At 60.3% G+C, this 16,741-nt stretch carries 14 protein-coding genes; 12 read left to right on the forward strand and 2 right to left on the reverse strand.

Annotation, left to right across the window (positions count from 1 at the left end):
• Nucleotides 1–29 precede the first annotated feature (29 nt).
• Nucleotides 30–944: a LysR family transcriptional regulator gene (locus tag ASG35_RS24390; RefSeq protein ID WP_056363652.1), complete on the reverse strand. Its 915-nt coding sequence runs from the start codon at nt 942–944 to the stop codon at nt 30–32.
• A gap of 255 nt (nt 945–1,199) precedes the next feature.
• Here ASG35_RS24390 and ASG35_RS24395 point away from each other — a divergent pair, with 255 nt between their 5' ends.
• From ASG35_RS24395 to ASG35_RS24435, 9 genes are all read left to right on the forward strand, one after another.
• Nucleotides 1,200–2,681, forward strand: a complete 1,482-nt coding sequence (locus ASG35_RS24395; RefSeq protein ID WP_056363654.1) for a UbiD family decarboxylase — start codon at nt 1,200–1,202, stop codon at nt 2,679–2,681.
• Nucleotides 2,678–3,304: a UbiX family flavin prenyltransferase gene (locus ASG35_RS24400; protein ID WP_056363656.1), complete on the forward strand. Its 627-nt coding sequence runs from the start codon at nt 2,678–2,680 to the stop codon at nt 3,302–3,304. The genes ASG35_RS24395 and ASG35_RS24400 overlap by 4 nt, the downstream gene beginning before the upstream one ends.
• Nucleotides 3,301–6,348 (forward strand): xanthine dehydrogenase family protein molybdopterin-binding subunit, encoded by a 3,048-nt coding sequence (locus ASG35_RS24405; RefSeq protein ID WP_056363658.1) that lies wholly within the window; start codon nt 3,301–3,303, stop codon nt 6,346–6,348. The genes ASG35_RS24400 and ASG35_RS24405 overlap by 4 nt, the downstream gene beginning before the upstream one ends.
• Entirely contained in the window at nt 6,345–7,160 is an 816-nt protein-coding gene (locus ASG35_RS24410; protein ID WP_056363660.1) for an FAD binding domain-containing protein, read from the forward strand. The genes ASG35_RS24405 and ASG35_RS24410 overlap by 4 nt, the downstream gene beginning before the upstream one ends.
• Nucleotides 7,157–7,681, forward strand: coding sequence for a (2Fe-2S)-binding protein (locus ASG35_RS24415; protein ID WP_056363662.1), 525 nt, complete (start codon nt 7,157–7,159; stop codon nt 7,679–7,681). The genes ASG35_RS24410 and ASG35_RS24415 overlap by 4 nt, the downstream gene beginning before the upstream one ends.
• Nucleotides 7,674–9,224 carry an AMP-binding protein gene (locus ASG35_RS24420; RefSeq protein ID WP_056363665.1) on the forward strand — a complete coding sequence of 517 codons (1,551 nt, stop codon included), beginning with the start codon at nt 7,674–7,676 and terminating at the stop codon, nt 9,222–9,224. Before ASG35_RS24415 ends, ASG35_RS24420 begins: the two co-directional genes overlap by 8 nt.
• 3 nt (nt 9,225–9,227) lie before the next feature.
• Nucleotides 9,228–10,034 (forward strand): enoyl-CoA hydratase/isomerase family protein, encoded by an 807-nt coding sequence (locus ASG35_RS24425; protein ID WP_056363667.1) that lies wholly within the window; start codon nt 9,228–9,230, stop codon nt 10,032–10,034.
• A gap of 39 nt (nt 10,035–10,073) precedes the next feature.
• Nucleotides 10,074–11,810: a GMC family oxidoreductase gene (locus ASG35_RS24430; protein ID WP_056363669.1), complete on the forward strand. Its 1,737-nt coding sequence runs from the start codon at nt 10,074–10,076 to the stop codon at nt 11,808–11,810.
• Nucleotides 11,811–11,894: 84 nt separating this feature from the next.
• Nucleotides 11,895–13,268 (forward strand): MFS transporter, encoded by a 1,374-nt coding sequence (locus ASG35_RS24435; RefSeq protein ID WP_056363671.1) that lies wholly within the window; start codon nt 11,895–11,897, stop codon nt 13,266–13,268.
• A gap of 4 nt (nt 13,269–13,272) precedes the next feature.
• Here the strand turns inward: ASG35_RS24435 and ASG35_RS24440 are convergent, their stop codons facing one another.
• A complete protein-coding gene (locus ASG35_RS24440; protein WP_056363673.1) occupies nt 13,273–14,175 on the reverse strand; it encodes a LysR family transcriptional regulator in 903 nt (300 codons plus the stop codon).
• A 167-nt stretch (nt 14,176–14,342) separates the two neighbouring features.
• Between ASG35_RS24440 and ASG35_RS24445 the strand changes: the two genes are divergently transcribed.
• The 3 genes from ASG35_RS24445 (at nt 14,343) to ASG35_RS24455 (ending at nt 16,561) form a co-directional block, all read left to right on the forward strand.
• Entirely contained in the window at nt 14,343–15,026 is a 684-nt protein-coding gene (locus ASG35_RS24445) for a RibD family protein (protein ID WP_056363675.1), read from the forward strand.
• 120 nt (nt 15,027–15,146) lie between these two features.
• Nucleotides 15,147–15,443 (forward strand): ArsR/SmtB family transcription factor, encoded by a 297-nt coding sequence (locus ASG35_RS24450; RefSeq protein ID WP_056363677.1) that lies wholly within the window; start codon nt 15,147–15,149, stop codon nt 15,441–15,443.
• A 56-nt stretch (nt 15,444–15,499) separates the two neighbouring features.
• The gene (locus tag ASG35_RS24455; protein WP_056363679.1) at nt 15,500–16,561 is read left to right on the forward strand and encodes an alkene reductase; all 1,062 of its coding nucleotides are present in this window, start codon (nt 15,500–15,502) and stop codon (nt 16,559–16,561) included.
• Nucleotides 16,562–16,741: the final 180 nt, after the last annotated feature.

Consider the following 16,741-nt stretch of genomic DNA (forward strand, 5'->3'; position numbering starts at 1 on the left):
GGCTTGAAGCAACCCTTGAAACAAAGGCGCTAGGCGTGTATTGCCGATTCACTCGATACGAGCCGCAATTCATCCGCGATAGTTGCAATCAACGCTTCGGCGGCAGCACTCAGCGGACGTCGCGGATGACTGATCCGCACGATATGCCGGACGATCCTCGGCGCGAGAATGGGATAGGCGCGCAACGTGCCCCGACGGACCGCGCGTTCCACCACGATGCGCGGGAGGATCGTCGCAAAGCGCGTGCTCTCCACTACTTTCACGAGTGTGCTGAGTACGTCGATTTCGAAACGCGGCGCAAGCAATACGTCCTCGTGCTGGGCGGCGGTATCGAGTACACCTCGAAGGCCGTGACGTTTCGTCGGCAATACGAGTTCGAGATCAGGCAACTGAGCGAGCTCGATTGCATGTGGCAAATCAGGACCGTGCGTGGCGCTCGTCACCAGCACCATTTCTTCATCCAGCAGCGGTTGCGAGTCGAGTGAAAGCCGCGCGCGCGGCTTGTTGATGAGCGCGGCGTCCAGTTGTCCGCCCGAAACCCAGTCGATGAACGTCGCAGTGTAGCCATCGGCAACGGTCACTTCCACATGCGGATAACGCGCGTGAAAACGCGACAGCGAATCGGCGAGCACGCTCTCGGTCACGGACGCAATCAGCCCGATGGAGACATGACCCGTCACGACTTCGTCGCGCTGCACGAGTTGCTGGCGCGCGTGGGCGAGGTCGCGCATGATCGGCAAAAAGAGGCGATACATGAGACGCCCCGCAGCGGTGGGCGCCATGCCATGCGCACCGCGTTCGAAGAGCTGTTGATGCAGTTCGTCTTCAAGTTTCGCAATCTGCATGCTCAGCGCCGGCTGCACGATGTTCAATCGCTTGGCCGCGCGCGTGACGGAACCGTCCTCGAACAAAGCGATGAAGTATTGAATCTGCTTCAGGTCCATTTTTTTCGGTGGCTCGGTGGCGTCGGCCTCGGAATATCAAGGCATCAATAAGTCTAATGAAGCTGCCCATTTTTATCATTACATCTTAGACGAGCATTCATCGCCAAGGCGCACCACATTGATACCCCGTCGTGTTTGGAGTGGCATCGGGGCAAACACGGATATCACCCTGAATGATCGAAGACATCAAAAAACAGTATTAGAAGTTATATCGGCATCTCGTTACCCTTCAAATCAGTAACAAGGAGACGAAAGATGAATCAACGCGAAGCCGCAACGCACGGTGGCGCAACCCACGCAGCAGATAAGCAGGATTTCGACGTGTTGTCGTTGCGCGGCTGGCTGTCGCATCTTTCGGCCACCGGACGCGTGGCCACGATCGGTAAGCGGGTATCGCTGAAACACGAGCTTGCAGCAATCGCAAAACAGCTCGACGGCACGCAGGCGGCAGTGTTCCTCGCGCCCGGAAATCACGCGATTCCGGTCGTCAGCGGTTTCATGTCGAAGCGCGCGTGGATTGCGGAAGCGATGGGTGTGGCCGAGAAAGACCTGTTGAAACGTTTTCGCGATGCCGCCGATAACCCGCTGCCATGGAAGGAAGTCATCTCGCGCGATGCCGCCTGTCAGCAGGTCGTGCATACCGATGGCATCGACCTTCACGCGTTGCTGCCCATTCCCACGCATAGCGAGCACGACAACGGTCCGTACATTACTGCAGGGCTCGTTATTGCGCGCAATCCGCGCACGGGCGTGCAGAACGTCTCCATCAACCGGATCCAGGTTCACGCGCGTGACCGCATGGCAATCCTGCTGTTGCCGCGTCATCTCTACGCGTTTCAGAGGGAGGCGGAAGCCGCGGGCGATGCGCTCGATGTTGCCGTTGCGATCGGCGTCGATCCACTCACCATGCTCGCGTCGCAAGCGATTTCGCCCATCGATTTCGATGAACTCGAAATTGCCGGCGCGTTGCATGGCGCGCCGTTGCCGGTGGTGAAATGCGTCACGAACGATGTACGTGTGCCGGCCTTCGCGGAGATCGTGATCGAAGGGCGCATCCTGCCGAACGTGCGCGAAGCTGAAGGACCGTTCGGCGAGTTTCCGAAGTACTACAGCGCGCAGGAAGCGCGTGAAGTGATTGAAGTTACCGCGGTGACGCATCGCAGGAATCCGATTTATCACACGATTGTTCCTGCCGAAATGGAGCATCTGCTGCTCGGCGCCATCCCTCGTGAGGCAACGCTGTTGTCGCATCTTCAGCGCAGTCATCCCGGCGTGACCGACGTGCATCTTTCGGTTGGCGGCGTATGCCGTTACCACCTCTGGGTGCAGTTTGCGAAGAAGCGCGAGGGCGAGGCGAAGAACGTGATCTTGTGCGCGTTCGGCGCGCATTACGACATCAAGCAGGTGGTGGTCGTGGATACGGATGTCGATATCCATGATCCCGCCGAAATTGAATGGGCCATCGCCACCCGCTTTCAGGCCGATCGCGATCTCGTGCTGATTCCAGGCGCGCAAGGCTCGCCGCTGGACCCGTCGACGACTGTCGGCCAGCCTGACGATGCACCATCGCATCTTCAGGGCATCAGCACGAAGATGGGCCTAGACGCCACGCGTCCAGTCGTTTATGCAGGCCACGTGTTTACCCGCGTGCGTATTCCGGGTCATGACTCTGTCGATCTGGAAACGCTCGTCGCCGCCGATAACGCCGCGTTCAACACCTACCTGAGCCAGTCATGACGAGCACGCAAAAGCTCCAGCGTATCGTCGTCGGCATATCCGGCGCGAGCGGCGCGATGATCGGCGTGCGGCTGCTCGAAGCGCTGCGCCGCATCGGCACGCATGAAACGCATCTGATCGTGTCGGCATCGGGCGCGGTGACGGCGGCGCAAGAGCTGGGTATCGGGCGCCATGACCTCGATGGTCTTGCCGATGTCGTGCACAACGTACGCGACGTCGGGGCATCGGTTGCAAGCGGATCGTTTGTCACGAGCGGCATGGTGATCGCGCCATGCTCGATGAAAACCCTCGCCGCCGTTGCAAATGGTTTTTCGGACAACCTGCTCACGCGCGCTGCCGACGTGATGCTCAAGGAACGCCGCCGGCTTGTCCTCGTGGCGCGCGAAACGCCGCTCAACCTCGCGCATCTTCGCAACATGACGCTCGCCACCGAAATGGGCGCGATCGTGATGCCGCCCGTGCCGGCTTTCTATGCGCACCCGAAGACCATCGACGACGTGGTGAGCCATACGGTAGGGCGTATTCTGGATTTATTCGGTGTCGAGCATCGCGAGATTGAAAATCGCTGGAGCGGTCTTGCCGATGAATTCGGTTCGCGCAGCGACACCGGAGCCGACGAATGAACCAGCGTGAACCAGCCGGCTTTGCTGCAATCAACGCGCACGCTTCTGACGTGGTGGAACCCGCGCACGATACGAGGCCGAAGCGTCATGTCGGGCAGTCAGTCGAGCGCTTCGAAGATCCCGCAATCCTCACGGGTCGCGGCCGCTACGGCGACGACATCGGCATCAAGCCCGGTACATTGCATGCAGCGATTCTCCGCTCGCCGCACGCGCATGCCGAACTCGTTTCGCTGGACACGAGCAACGCGTTGAACGCTGAAGGCGTGCGCGCGGTGTTGACGCGCGATGATCTTCGCGCGTGGTCGCGGCCATTCGTCGTCGGCGTGAAATCGAAGATGGAGCAATGGTCGCTCGCAACGGACCGCGTGCGTTATGTGGGCGAACCGGTGGCGGTCGTGATGGCCGAATCGCGGGCGCTCGCTGAAGACGCGCTCGATCTGATCAAAGTCGAATACCGGACGCTCGATCCGGTGACATCCATTGAAGGTGCATTGAAGGACGATGCATGCGTGCTGCATCCGAGCGTCGAGACGAACGTCATCAGCGATCGCAGTTTTCGATACGGCGAGCCTGAAGCTGCTTTCAATGACGCGCCGCATCGCGTGAAGATCGAAGCGCATTATCCGCGCAACACGTGTGCGCCGATCGAATGCGGCGTGGTTATCGCCGAGTATCTTTCCGGCGATGAAGGCTACGACGTCACGTCGAATTTCATGGGCCCGTTCTCGTTGCATGCCGTCATGGCCCTGGCGTTGAATGTGCCGGCGAACCGCCTTCGTCACAAGGCGCCGCGCGATTCGGGCGGCAGCTTCGGCGTCAAGCAGGCCGTGTTTCCGTATGTGGTGCTGATGTGCCTGGCCTCGCGCAAGGCGAATGCGCCAGTGAAGTATGTCGAGGATCGGCTCGAGCACCTGAGTGCGGCGACATCGGCCACGGCACGCCTTACCACGCTCGAAGCGGCCGTCGAAAACGATGGCCGGATCACCGCGCTGAACTACGATCAGACAGAGGATTGCGGCGGGTATCTGCGCGCGCCGGAACCTGCCACGTTTTATCGGATGCATGGCTGTCTGACGGGCGCCTATGACATTCCGAACCTGCTTGTGCGCAACCGGGTCGTGCTGACGAACAAGACGCCTACGGGCCTCGTACGCGGGTTCGGCGGGCCGCAGGTTTATTTCGCGCTCGAGAGGCTGATGCAACGCATCGCGATCGAACTGAATCTCGACGTGCTCGATGTGTATCGACGCAACTTTGTTCCCGCCCATGCATTCCCCTATCGCGCGGCAGCGGGTGCGTTGCTCGATTCGGGCAACTATCAGGAAGCGTTGCGACGTTCGATTGCCGAAGGCGGCTACGAAGAGCTGAAGGCACGCCGCGATACCGCGCGCAGCGAAGGGCGTTTATACGGCATCGGCTTTGCTGCGATTGTCGAGCCTTCGGTATCGAACATGGGTTACATCACGACCGTGATGCCCGCGGAAGCACGCAAAAAAGCCGGTCCGAAAAGCGGCGCGATTGCGAGCGCAACGGTCAGCGTCGACTTGCTCGGCGGCGTGGTCGTGACGATCGCGTCGACGCCGGCAGGGCAGGGGCATATGACGGTGTGCGCGCAAGTCGTGGCCGACGCGCTGGGTTTGTCGCCGCATGAAATTGTGGTGAACGTGGAGTTCGATACCCATAAGGACGCGTGGTCGGTGGCCGCCGGAAACTATTCGAGCCGCTTCGCGGGCGCGGTCGCGGGCACGGTGCATCTTGCGGCGGTCAAGGTGCGGGACAAGCTTGCGCGGATCGTTTCGTCACAACTGAAATGCCAGCCCGAAGAGATTCGTTTCGAAGGCGGACGAATCTATAGAGACGGCGATGCGGACCGCGCCATGCCCTTCGGCCGCGTGGCGAGCAATGCGCCTCACTGGGCGCCCGCGCTGCTGCCCGCAGGCGAAGAGCCGGGCTTGCGCGAGACGGTCTTCTGGACGCCGCCGAACATGGATGCGCCGGATGAACAGGACCGTATCAACACATCGGCGGCTTATGGTTTTGCATTCGATATGTGCGGCGTGGAAGTGGATCGTGCAACGGGGCGGGTGCGTATCGACCGTTATGTGACCACGCACGATGCCGGCACGTTGCTGAATCCCGCGCTCGCCGACGGGCAGATTCGCGGAGCCTTTGCGCAAGGACTCGGCGCGGCTTTGATGGAAGAGTTCCGCTACGGATCGGACGGCAGTTTTCAGTCGGGGACGCTCGCCGATTACCTGATGCCGACAACATGCGAAGTGCCGGATCCGATCATCGTGCATATGGAAACGCCGTCGCCATTCACGCCGCTGGGCGCGAAAGGTTTGGGCGAAGGCAACAACATGAGTACGCCGCCGTGCGTGGCGAACGCGGTTGCGGATGCACTGGGTGTCGATGACATTCGCTTGCCGCTGACACCGTCGAAAGTGATGGGTCTGATCGGGATCGACGATCCGGAACCCTCGCGGCCCGAATTCCGCGAAGCGCAGCAGAAAAAGCCCGCGTTGCCGGGCGCGAAGGCGCTGACCGCGCAGGGCAGCGTGGACCTGCCGGCATCGCCCGAGGCGATCTTCGCAGTGCTGCTCGACCCGGCGGCGCTCGCCAAAGTGATCCCGGGTTGCCACGCGCTCGAAGCGAAGGGCGAGAACACGTATCGCGCGGATGTGACCGTTGGCGTTGGCATGATCAAGGCGCGTTTTGAGGCGGAGATCGGATTGTCCGATCTCGATCCACCGCATCGTTTGCGGCTTGCCGGCGCAGGGATGTCGTCGCTTGGCAGCGCGCGGGGAAATGGTCTGGTTGAACTTACTCCTATCGATACAGGCACGCGGCTGACGTACGACTACGAGGCGCAAGTCTCGGGCAAGGTCGCGGCGGTCGGCGGCCGCATGCTCGAAGGCGCGGCGAAGGTCGTGCTGCGGCAACTGTTCGAATCGCTCGGGCGGCAGGCCGCAGGAAAACCTGTGAAGGCCGATGGCGGCTCGTGGCTTGGACGTCTGCTTGGCCGTTTCAGGAGACACTCATGAAACCTGCGCCATTCGATTATCTGCGCGCTGCGACCACACACGACGCACTCGACGCTCTTGCGCACTCCGGCGAAGACGCGCGCATTCTGGCAGGCGGCCAGTCGCTGATGGCCGTGCTCAACATGCGGCTTGCGCAGCCACGCGTGTTGATCGATATCTCGCGTACTGCTGACCTGGAAGCGGTGCGGATCGAAAAGGATCATCTGGTCGTTGGCGCGGCAGCCACGCAAGGCAGCGTGGAATGGCGTGCGTCGTTACGCGATGAAGTGCCGCTGCTCGCGCTCGCCTTTCCAAATATCTCGCACTTCCAGATCCGCAATCGCGGCACGGTTTGCGGTTCGATCGCGCATGCCGATCCGAGCGCGGAGTTGCCGCTCGTGCTCTCGTTGCTTGGCGGCGACGTGATGCTGCGATCCAAGAAACGCAAGCGCACGCTGAAAGCAGACGACTTTTTCCAAGGCATGTTGATGACGGCGCGTGAACCCGATGAACTCGTGGAAGCCGTGCGTTTCCCGCTGAAAAAAGCAGGCGAACGATACGGCTTTACGGAATTTTCCGCGCGACATGGCGATTTCGCGATGGTCGGTTGCGCCGCCATCGTCACCGATACCGCCATTCGCATTGCGGTTGGCGGTGTTGCCGACAGACCTGTGGTCGAGCACTGGCCGCGTCTGCAAGGCGACGACTTGCGCGGCGCTTTGAATGACCTGAGCTGGAAGCTGAATGCGCAGGACGACGCTCACGTGAGCGCTACGTACAGACGCCATCTGGTGCGGCAACTTGGATGGCGCGTAATCGAGGAGGCGAAGTGAGCAACTCATCACCAGTCAAGCTGGATCGCGGCCAACACCGCAAGATCGTGCTGACACTCAACGGACGCGAACGCAGCGGGTATTGCGAATCGCGCGACCTGCTGTCGGACTTCGTGCGGCATGAACTGGGCGCCACCGGAACGCATGTTGGTTGCGAGCACGGTGTATGCGGCGCATGCACGGTCCACGTAGATGGAGTCGCGGCGCGCTCGTGCCTGATGCTTGCCGTGCAAGTGGAAGGACGGCGCGTGGATACCGTCGAAGGTCTCGCGCCGGACCAGACGCTTGGCGACTTGCAGCAAGCGTTTCAGCGCCATCACGCATTGCAGTGCGGTTTCTGCACCGCGGGCATCTTGATGTCGTGCGCGGATTATCTCCGACGCGTGCCGGAACCCACTGAAACCGAGGTGCGCGAAATGCTCTCCGGCCATCTGTGCCGATGTACCGGCTATACGCCGATAGTCGCCGCCGTCCTGGATGTTGCCGCCCGGCGAAAGAACAAGGAGCCGGAACATGCTTGATCTCGGCCGGACTTTTTTGCAGAGCGTGGAGCGAAGCCCGGACACACTTGCACTTGTCGATGGCGACGTGCGCCTGACCTACGCGCAGTGGCACGGCATCATTCGCCAGGTTGCAGCCGGCTTGCGGAATGTGGGTATCGAGCGTGGCGATCGCCTGCTCGTGGTGCTGCAAAACCGCTGGGAAATGGCGACGTTGCATTGGGCGTGCCAGTTTTCGGGCATCGTCATGACGCCGTTGAACTGGCGTGCGAAGCCGGATGAACTCGACTATTGCGTGACCGATTCCGGCGCGAAGGCAATCGTGTTCGAACCTGTTTCCGCCGATGCCGTTCATGGCAGTGAAGCTGCGCAGAAGATCCCGCGCATTGCGCTTGACGATGCACGCGGCACCCACTCTCTCGCGACGCTTTTGGGATCGAGCGCGCCAGACATCGCAACCAAAGCCACCGCCGACGATGTCTCGCTGATCCTTTACACATCGGGTACGACCGGCAAGGCCAAAGGCGTGCCGCGCCGTCATCGTCATGAGCGCGCCGCAGCGCTCGCGCACGTCGCGCAAAACTTGTACCGATACAACGAGCGCACGCTCGGCGTCATGCCGCTCTATCACACCATGGGCGTGCGTTCATTGCTCGCCATGGCGCTCGTCGATGGCCTGTTCGTTTGCGTGCGTCGCTGGAACGCGGAACAGGCGCTTGCATCGATCAAAGAATTCAAGCTGACCTGCCTCTATCTCGTGCCGACGCTCTATCACGATCTGCTCGCCGCTCCAGGTTTCGCCGATGCAAACACGCGCTCGGTCACGAAGCTGGGTTTCGCCGGCGCCCCGATGAGCGACGGCTTGCTGAAGCGCTTGTCCGCCGCATTCGAACCGGAGTTGTTCGTGAACCACTACGGCTCGTCCGAGGTGTACACGTTCAGCATCGACCAGGACGCAACGCGCAAGCCGGGCAGCGCGGGACGTGCCGGCATCAATACGCGGCTGCGTGTCGTCAAACTCGACGCCTCCGCGCCAACGGACCTCGCCGCGGTCAACGAGGAAGGTCAGATCATCGCGGACCTGCTTGGCGACGAAGCGTTCGAAGGCTACTGGAATCGCCCGGATGCGAATGCAAAGTCTCTGCGCGACGGCTGGTATTTCACCGGCGACACCGGTTTCTTCGACAAGGACGGCGACCTCTTCGTGAGCGGCCGCGTCGACGACATGATCATCAGCGGTGGTGAAAACATCTCGCCGGTGGACATCGAATCGGTCTTGTCACTGCACCCTGCGGTGGATGAAGTCGCGGTCGCCGGCGTGAAGGACGAACGCTGGGGCCAGCGGGTGGTGGCGTTCATCAAGCGCCGCGATTACGTCGATTCATCGATCCTCGACGCCTGGTGCCGCGAGTCGGATCTCGTGAATTTCAAGCGCCCGCGCGACTATGTTTTCGTCGACGACATTCCTAAATCTCCCGTCGGAAAGATCCTGCGCCGCAAGCTCTCGGCCGGTGAATACGACGTCGATACCTCGATCAACCCTACAGAAACAACGAAGGAGTAAGCAATGACCCAACTGACCCATCGTGGCCAGACGCTGCTGCAGGATCTGGACGGCTTCTCCATTGAAGTCGATGAACAGCGCGAGCGCGCGGACATCATCTTGCATCGTCCGCCGTTAAACGTCATCTCCATGCACGCGCGTGACCAGTTGCGCGCGGCCTTCGAAGCGCTCGATGAAGACGATCGTGTGCGCGTGATCGTCGTGCGCGCGAACGGCGAGCATTTTTCCAGCGGCGGCGATATCAAGGGCTTTCTCGAAGCATCGCCGGAACATGTATCGAAACTTGCGTGGAACATCGCGGCCCCCGCGCGCTGCTCAAAGCCGGTGATCGCGGCGAATCGAGGTTTTTGTTTTGGCGTCGGTTTCGAGTTGTCGCTTGCCTGCGACTTTCGCATTGCAACCGACACCACGTTCTATGCGTTGCCCGAACAGAAGCTCGGGCAGATCCCGGGTTCCGGCGGATCGGCGCGATTGCAGCAGATGGTGGGCGTGGGCAGGACCAAGGACATCGTGATGCGCTCGCGCCGCATTCCGGGCAAGCAGGCATACGAGTGGGGCATTGCGGTGGAATGCGTGGCTGACGCGCAGCTCGAAGCCACGACTGACGCGCTCGTCGATGAACTGCGTGCGTTTTCACCGTTGGCGCAACGCACGGCAAAGAAGCTGCTCAACGATACCGAAGATGCGCCGCTTTCGATCGCTATCGAACTCGAAGGGCATAGCTATAGCCGGCTGCGTACATCGGATGATTTCCGTGAAGGCGTTGAAGCGTTCCACGGCAAACGCAAGCCGGTATTTCGCGGCAGCTGAAGTTAAACCGCAAAAATAAAACGACAAGGGAGCCATTGCATGGAGGCGTTCGACTACGTGATCGTGGGCGGCGGATCGGCGGGATGCGTGTTGGCGCATCGGCTTTCGGCCGTGCCGTCGCTGCGCGTCGCGTTGATCGAAGCGGGCGCGGATACGCCGCCGGGCAATGTGCCCGAAGCGATCCTCGACAGCTATCCCATGCCCGTGTTTTGTGGCGATACCTACATCTGGCCCGGACTGAAAGCACGCGCGACCCGGCAAGCGGCCGAACGTGTCTACGAGCAAGGCCGCGTGATGGGCGGCGGATCGAGCATCAACGTGCAATCGGCGAATCGCGGCCTGCCGCGTGATTACGATGAATGGGCCGCGAACGGTGCCACCGGCTGGTCGTGGGACGACGTGTTGCCGTACTTTAGGAAGCTCGAACGTGACACGACTTTCCCCAATGAGCCGATGCACGGCAAGGACGGTCCAATTGCGATTCGCCGCATCATGCCCGACGAGTGGCCGCCGTTCTGCCACGCGTTTGCAAAGGGCATGAAGAGCAATGGATTTGCAACGCTGCAGGATCAGAACGCGGAATTCGGCGATGGCTTTTTTCCCGGCGCGTTTTCGAACTTCGACGACCGCCGCGTCACCACGGCGACGGCTTACCTCGATGCCGCCACACGCAAGCGTCCAAACCTTTCTATTTTCGCGAACCTGCGGGTTGAACGCATCGTCATGAAAGGCGTTACGGCGAAAGGCGTGCTCGCGGTTGCATCGAATGGCGAGCAGATCAGGTTCGATGCACGCGAAGTGATTTTGGCGGCCGGCGCTTTGCAGTCTCCCGCGATGTTGTTACGCGCGGGCATCGGCGATTCGAACGATCTCGATGCCCTGGGCGTTCGTTGTGCAATCGATTTACCTGGCGTTGGAAGGAACCTTCAGGACCATCCGTCGCTCACGTTTTGCCACTTCCTCGAACCGCGCTTTCGCATGCCGCTCACGCGCCGTCGCGCGAGCATGACGGCTGCGCGATTTACGTCAGGCGTGGAAGGGTGCGATGTCTCGGACATGTATTTGTCGAGCGCCACGCGTGCCGCGTGGCATGCGCTCGGCAATCGACTTGGCTTGTTTTTCCTTTGGTGCAACCGGCCGTATTCCCGTGGCCGTGTGCAACTGGTTTCCCGTGATTCCGCCATTGCTCCACGTGTAGACCTAAATCTCCTCGACGACGAGCGCGATACCGCGCGCCTCGCGGCCGGCGTTCGCATGCTCGTGAAAGTAGTGGAAGCATCAGGCTTGGGCCACGACCAGCGGGACTTTTTTCCCGCTGCGTTTTCGCCGCGTGTCAAGGCGTTGAGCCGGGTGAGCAAGGGCAATGCGATCTTGACGTCGGTGCTCGGCGCGTTGCTCGATACACCCGCGCCGTTGCGCCGAATGTTGATCGAACGTTTCTTTACGCGCGGTCAGGATATGGCTTCATTGCTCGCCAGCGACAACGCGCTGAACGCGTTCATCCACGCGAATGTGTTCGGCGTATGGCACGCGAGCGGAACCTGCCGCATGGGTCTTTCGAGCGATCCCGCCGCTGTTGCCGATACACAAGGCCGCGTTCACGGCGCACATGGCCTGCGTGTTGTCGATGCATCGCTGATGCCGCGCCTGCCCTCGGCCAACACGAATATACCGACCATCATGATCGCTGAAAAAATCGCGGACACGATGCTCCGCGAACGCGCGCCCGGCGTGACGAGCAACAAGACGATCTATCTGCATACAACGATTTCATAAACGCCAACAAGAGCACGAACAAAAACACGTGCCATAACCACGGCGTCCTCAACGAGCGGCGTCGTGACCTTAAAGGAGATAACAATGTCCGTTGCAGCTCAGGAAAGCACCGCGGTGCCCGAGGTCAACTCGCGGCAAGTCATGGGTGCAGTCGTCGCCTCGTGCCTGGGTTGGGCACTCGATCTGTTCGACCTGTTCGTGTTGTTGTATGTCGCGCCGGTGGTCGGCAGGCTGTTCTTCCCGTCCGAACACGCAATGCTGTCGCTGGCGGCAGTGTATGCATCGTTTGCCGTAACGCTGTTGATGAGGCCGCTCGGATCGGCATGGTTCGGCTCGTACGCGGACCGTCACGGACGCAAGGGCGCGATGATTCTCGCGGTCGTTGGCGTGGGGATATCAACGGCGCTTTTCGGCGTGTTGCCTACCGTGGCGCAAGCCGGCCTGGTCGCGCCAATCCTGTTTCTCCTGCTGCGACTCGTGCAGGGCGTGTTCGTGGGCGGCGTGGTGGCATCGACGCATACCATTGGTACGGAATCGGTTGCGCCCAAGTATCGCGGCGCGGTGTCCGGGTTGATCGGCGGCGGCGGCGCGGGGCTCGGCGCGTTGCTGGCATCGGTCGTATTCCTGACCATGTCGGCAATCTTCCCGGGCGATCTCTTCGATGTATGGGGATGGCGCTGCATGTTCTTCACCGGCATCATTAGTTCGGTACTCGGCCTGTTCGTGTTTAACACGCTCGAAGAATCGCCGCTGTGGCAGAAGCTCGCCGCCGAGAAGGCCGCCAAGGCGGCGAACCGTGATCCGTCGGTGCCGGTCGAAGTGATTCGATCGCCGATCAAGACGCTTTTTTCGCGCGAGTATCGCGGCATTCTGTTCGTGAACCTGCTTCTCACAATCGGCGGAGGCAGCGGCTATTACCTGACGTCGGGGTACCTTCCGACTTTCCTCAAGGTGGTGAGCCACGCGCCCAACGGCGCCGCTGCGGCCATCCTGATGATCGCGAGCGTCGGGGTATTGGTGGCATCGGTCGCGGCGGGGCACCTGAGCACTTTCATCGGCCGAAAGAGCGCGTTCATCTGGATCGGACTCGTGCGGCTCGTCGCCTTGCCTGCGTTGTTCCTGTTATTGCCCACTGCGCAAAGCATCACCATGATCGGCCTTTACGCCGTGATACTGAGCGCGCTCGGCAGCGCAGGTTATGCGCCAATCCTGATCTTCCTGAACGAACGTTTTCCAACCGCTATCCGCGCAACAGGTACGGGTTTGTCGTGGAACATAGGTTTCGCCATTGGCGGAATGATGCCGACGGCAGTGTCCTTGGTCGCCAAAGATCCGAGCGAATTGCCGATGACGCTCGCCATCTTCGTGGGCGTGATCAGCGTGATTTTTTTGGTCGGCGCGTTCATTGTTCCCGAGACCCGCGGCAAACTGGAGAGCAACACGCAGGCCGCGCGCTGATTGCTCAGGGTGCAGTGGTCACGCGACGGATGTCTTCGGTGATGATGTCGATGAGAGCAATCGCGGCCGCGCCAAGCGGCCGTTTTGGATGACTGACGCACACGATCTGCCGCACGATCACCGGGTTGGCAATGTGATGAATGCGCAGCACGCCTTCGTCGACTTTACGCTGCACGACCACGCGCGGCATGATGGTCGCAACGTCACTTTGTTCCACGAACTGCACGATCGTAGTCAGTAGATCGATCTCGAACTTCGGCTTGATCACGATGTCCGCGTTGAGAAGCGCGGCATCCAGCGCGCCACGCAAGCCATTGCGTCTCGTGGGCAGCACGAGTTCGAGGTCGCCTATATCGGACAAGTCGATGGCATCGGACAAAATGCGTCCGTGCGCCGCGCTGACCACGAGCACCATTTCTTCATCGAGCAGGGCGCGGGTATCGAGCGTCAGGCGCCCGCGCGGTTTGTTGATGACCGCGGCGTCGAGCCGGCCTGCTTCCACTGCATCGATCAGCTGCGCGCTGAAGCCATCCGCCACCGACACCTCCACCTGCGGAAACAGCGCGTTGAAAGTGGCGAGCGATTCGGGCAACACGCTTTCCGCTTCCGACGCAACCATGCCCAGCGACACGCGTCCGGTGACGACTACGTCGCTGCTGCTGAGTTGCTCGCGCGCATGATCGATATCGCGAATGATCGGCACATACAGCCGATACATCAGGCGCGCTGCTTCGGTTGGCGTCATGCCATGCGGGCCGCGCTCGAAGAGCAACTGGTTCAGTTCCGCCTCGAGCCTGGAAATCTGCATGCTGAGCGCGGGCTGAACAATGTTGAGCCGTTTTGCCGCGCGCGTGACGGACCCGTCTTCAAACAACGCGATGAAATATTGAATCTGCTTCAGGTCCATGGGCGGCCGGCGAGTGGTTCGAAGCACGATGAAACCACAACCCGCCGCGCGCTGCCAGCAAACTATTTATAAGAGGTAACGCTTCTGCGCTTCAGTCAAAAGTGTCTTCTGACGCGGCGGAACGCTACTTGCTGCAGTGCGGTTGTTCAATCCAACCCAGGCCTCCCATGAAGCCCTTTATTGTTTGCCACATGATGTCTTCCGTCGATGGCCGCAGCCTCACCGATGGCTGGCATCTCGACTTCGCGTCCGACTTGTATGAAAGCACCGCTGCCACGTTTGAAGCCGATGGCTGGATCTGCGGACGCGTCACCATGCAGGAAATCGCGCACGGCGATGGTTACCCCAAGGGTCTCGCGGAAGAACCCGTGCCCCGTACGAATCATTTCGCAAAACGCGACGCGGATCAGTACGCCATTTCTATCGATCCGAAAGGATTGGTCGAGTGGAAATCAGACACAGCGCTGAAGTCGCACATCATTGAAGTCGTCACCGAGCAAGTGGCGGACGATTACCTTGCGTACCTTCAGTCGATTGGCGTGTCGTACGTTTTCGGCGGCAAGACAGACATCGATCTCGGCCATGTGATCGAAACGCTCGCGCAAGAGCTTGGCGTCAAGAAGCTGATCGTGGAGGGCGGATCGCATGTCAGTGGTGCGTTCGTGAATGCCGGACTGGTCGATGAAGTCAGCGTTCTGATCCTGCCGCTGGTCGATGGCCGCAGCGAACATCCGTCGTCGTTCGAAGTTTCAATGGACGCATGGAAGCAGCCCGCTTATTTGACGCTGACGTCCGTGGAGCAAACCGACAACGACAGCGTCTGGCTGCGTTACACGCGCAAAGCGAATTGAAAATGTAAGGGATTACCCTTGCAAGCGGTAGTGGTTTGGTTGTATTTCGGTTTTTTACGAAATACAATTCGGTTCATCGCGAATTCATCCGTTGAACAAACTCGAACTTCTACCGTCTTCATGGACATTGACGCTATTCATAAAGCCCTGGCGAATCCGGTTCGCCGCGAGATTCTGGCGTGGCTCAACGAACCCAGGGCATATTTCAGCGAACAGGAATTTCCGCTGGAGAATGGTGTGTGCGCGGGGCAGATTTACGCGCGCTGCGACATGTCCCAGTCCACGGTGTCGGCGCATCTTGCAACGCTTCACAAGGCGGGCCTGGTTACGTCGAAGCGAGTTGGCCAGTGGATATTCTTCAGGCGCGACGACGCGGTGATCAACGCTTTTCTTGAGCAACTGCATCGCACGCTTTAAACGCGACGCATACACTATCTGATGTTCCACATACTCTATTTAGGATTGCTTCCAAAATGCCGAACCTTTTCGATCCGCTCAAAGCAGGTGCTTTTAATCTTCGTAACCGCATTGTGATGGCACCGTTGACACGTCAACGTGCTGGCGAAGAACGCGTGCCTAATGCGCTGATGGCGAAGTACTACGCCGATCGCGCTGCTGCTGGCCTGATCCTGAGCGAAGCAACCTCCGTCACGCCGCAGGGCGTGGGTTACGCCGAAACGCCGGGTATCTGGTCAGATGAACAGGTCGAAGGCTGGAAGCTGGTGACGAAAGCCGTGCACGATGCAGGCGGCACGATCTTGCTGCAACTGTGGCACGTGGGCCGTATCTCGGACCCGATCTTCCTGAATGGCGATTTGCCGGTCGCGCCGAGCGCTATCGCTGCGAAGGGGCATGTAAGTCTCGTGCGTCCGCAGCGCGAATTCGTGACGCCGCGAGCATTGGAACTCGATGAAATCGCAGGTGTGGTGGCGGCTTTCCGCAAAGGTGCGGAGAACGCGAAGCTTGCCGGTTTCGACGGCGTAGAGATCCACGGCGCGAACGGTTATCTGCTCGACCAATTTCTGCAGGACAGCACGAACAAGCGTACCGACATCTACGGCGGCCCGGTTGAAAACCGCGCGCGTCTGATGCTCGAAGTGGTGGACGCCTGCATTGAAGTGTGGGGCGCGGATCGTGTTGCCATGCATCTCGCGCCGCGCGCCGACTCGCACACCATGGGCGACAGCGATCGCGCCGCAACTTTCGGTTATGTGGCACGCGAACTCGGCAAACGCAAGATTGCGTTCATTGCTGCACGTGAGCGCGTTGCCGAAGATTCCATCGGACCGTTGTTGAAGAAGGAGTTTGGCGGCGTGTATATCGCGAACGAAAAATTCACGAAGGAAACCGCGCAGGCAGCACTTGATCGCGGTGATGCGGATGCGGTTGCATGGGGTCAGTTGTTCATCGCAAATGCGGATCTGGTGAAACGCTTCGAAGTCGATGCTCCGTTGAATGCGCCGATTCCCGAGACGTTCTATGCGCGTGGCACCGAAGGTTATACGGACTATCCGACGCTGGAAACAACGGACTGATCGTCTGGTTTTATCTTTGCGAAAGCGGTGGCCTCGGCCACCGCTTTTTTTACGTGTGCGCCCAGCATGGGCGCAATCTTGGAGGTGCGAGTCCTCCCGTGAGTTGACCACAGCGAACGAAGCGAAGCGCAACTGCGTGAGGGTGACCGAGCGTGGGGAGGAAGCGTGGAGCGAAGCCGC

Source organism: Burkholderia sp. Leaf177 (assembly GCF_001424345.1).
Classification (GTDB): Bacteria; Pseudomonadota; Gammaproteobacteria; order Burkholderiales; family Burkholderiaceae; genus Caballeronia.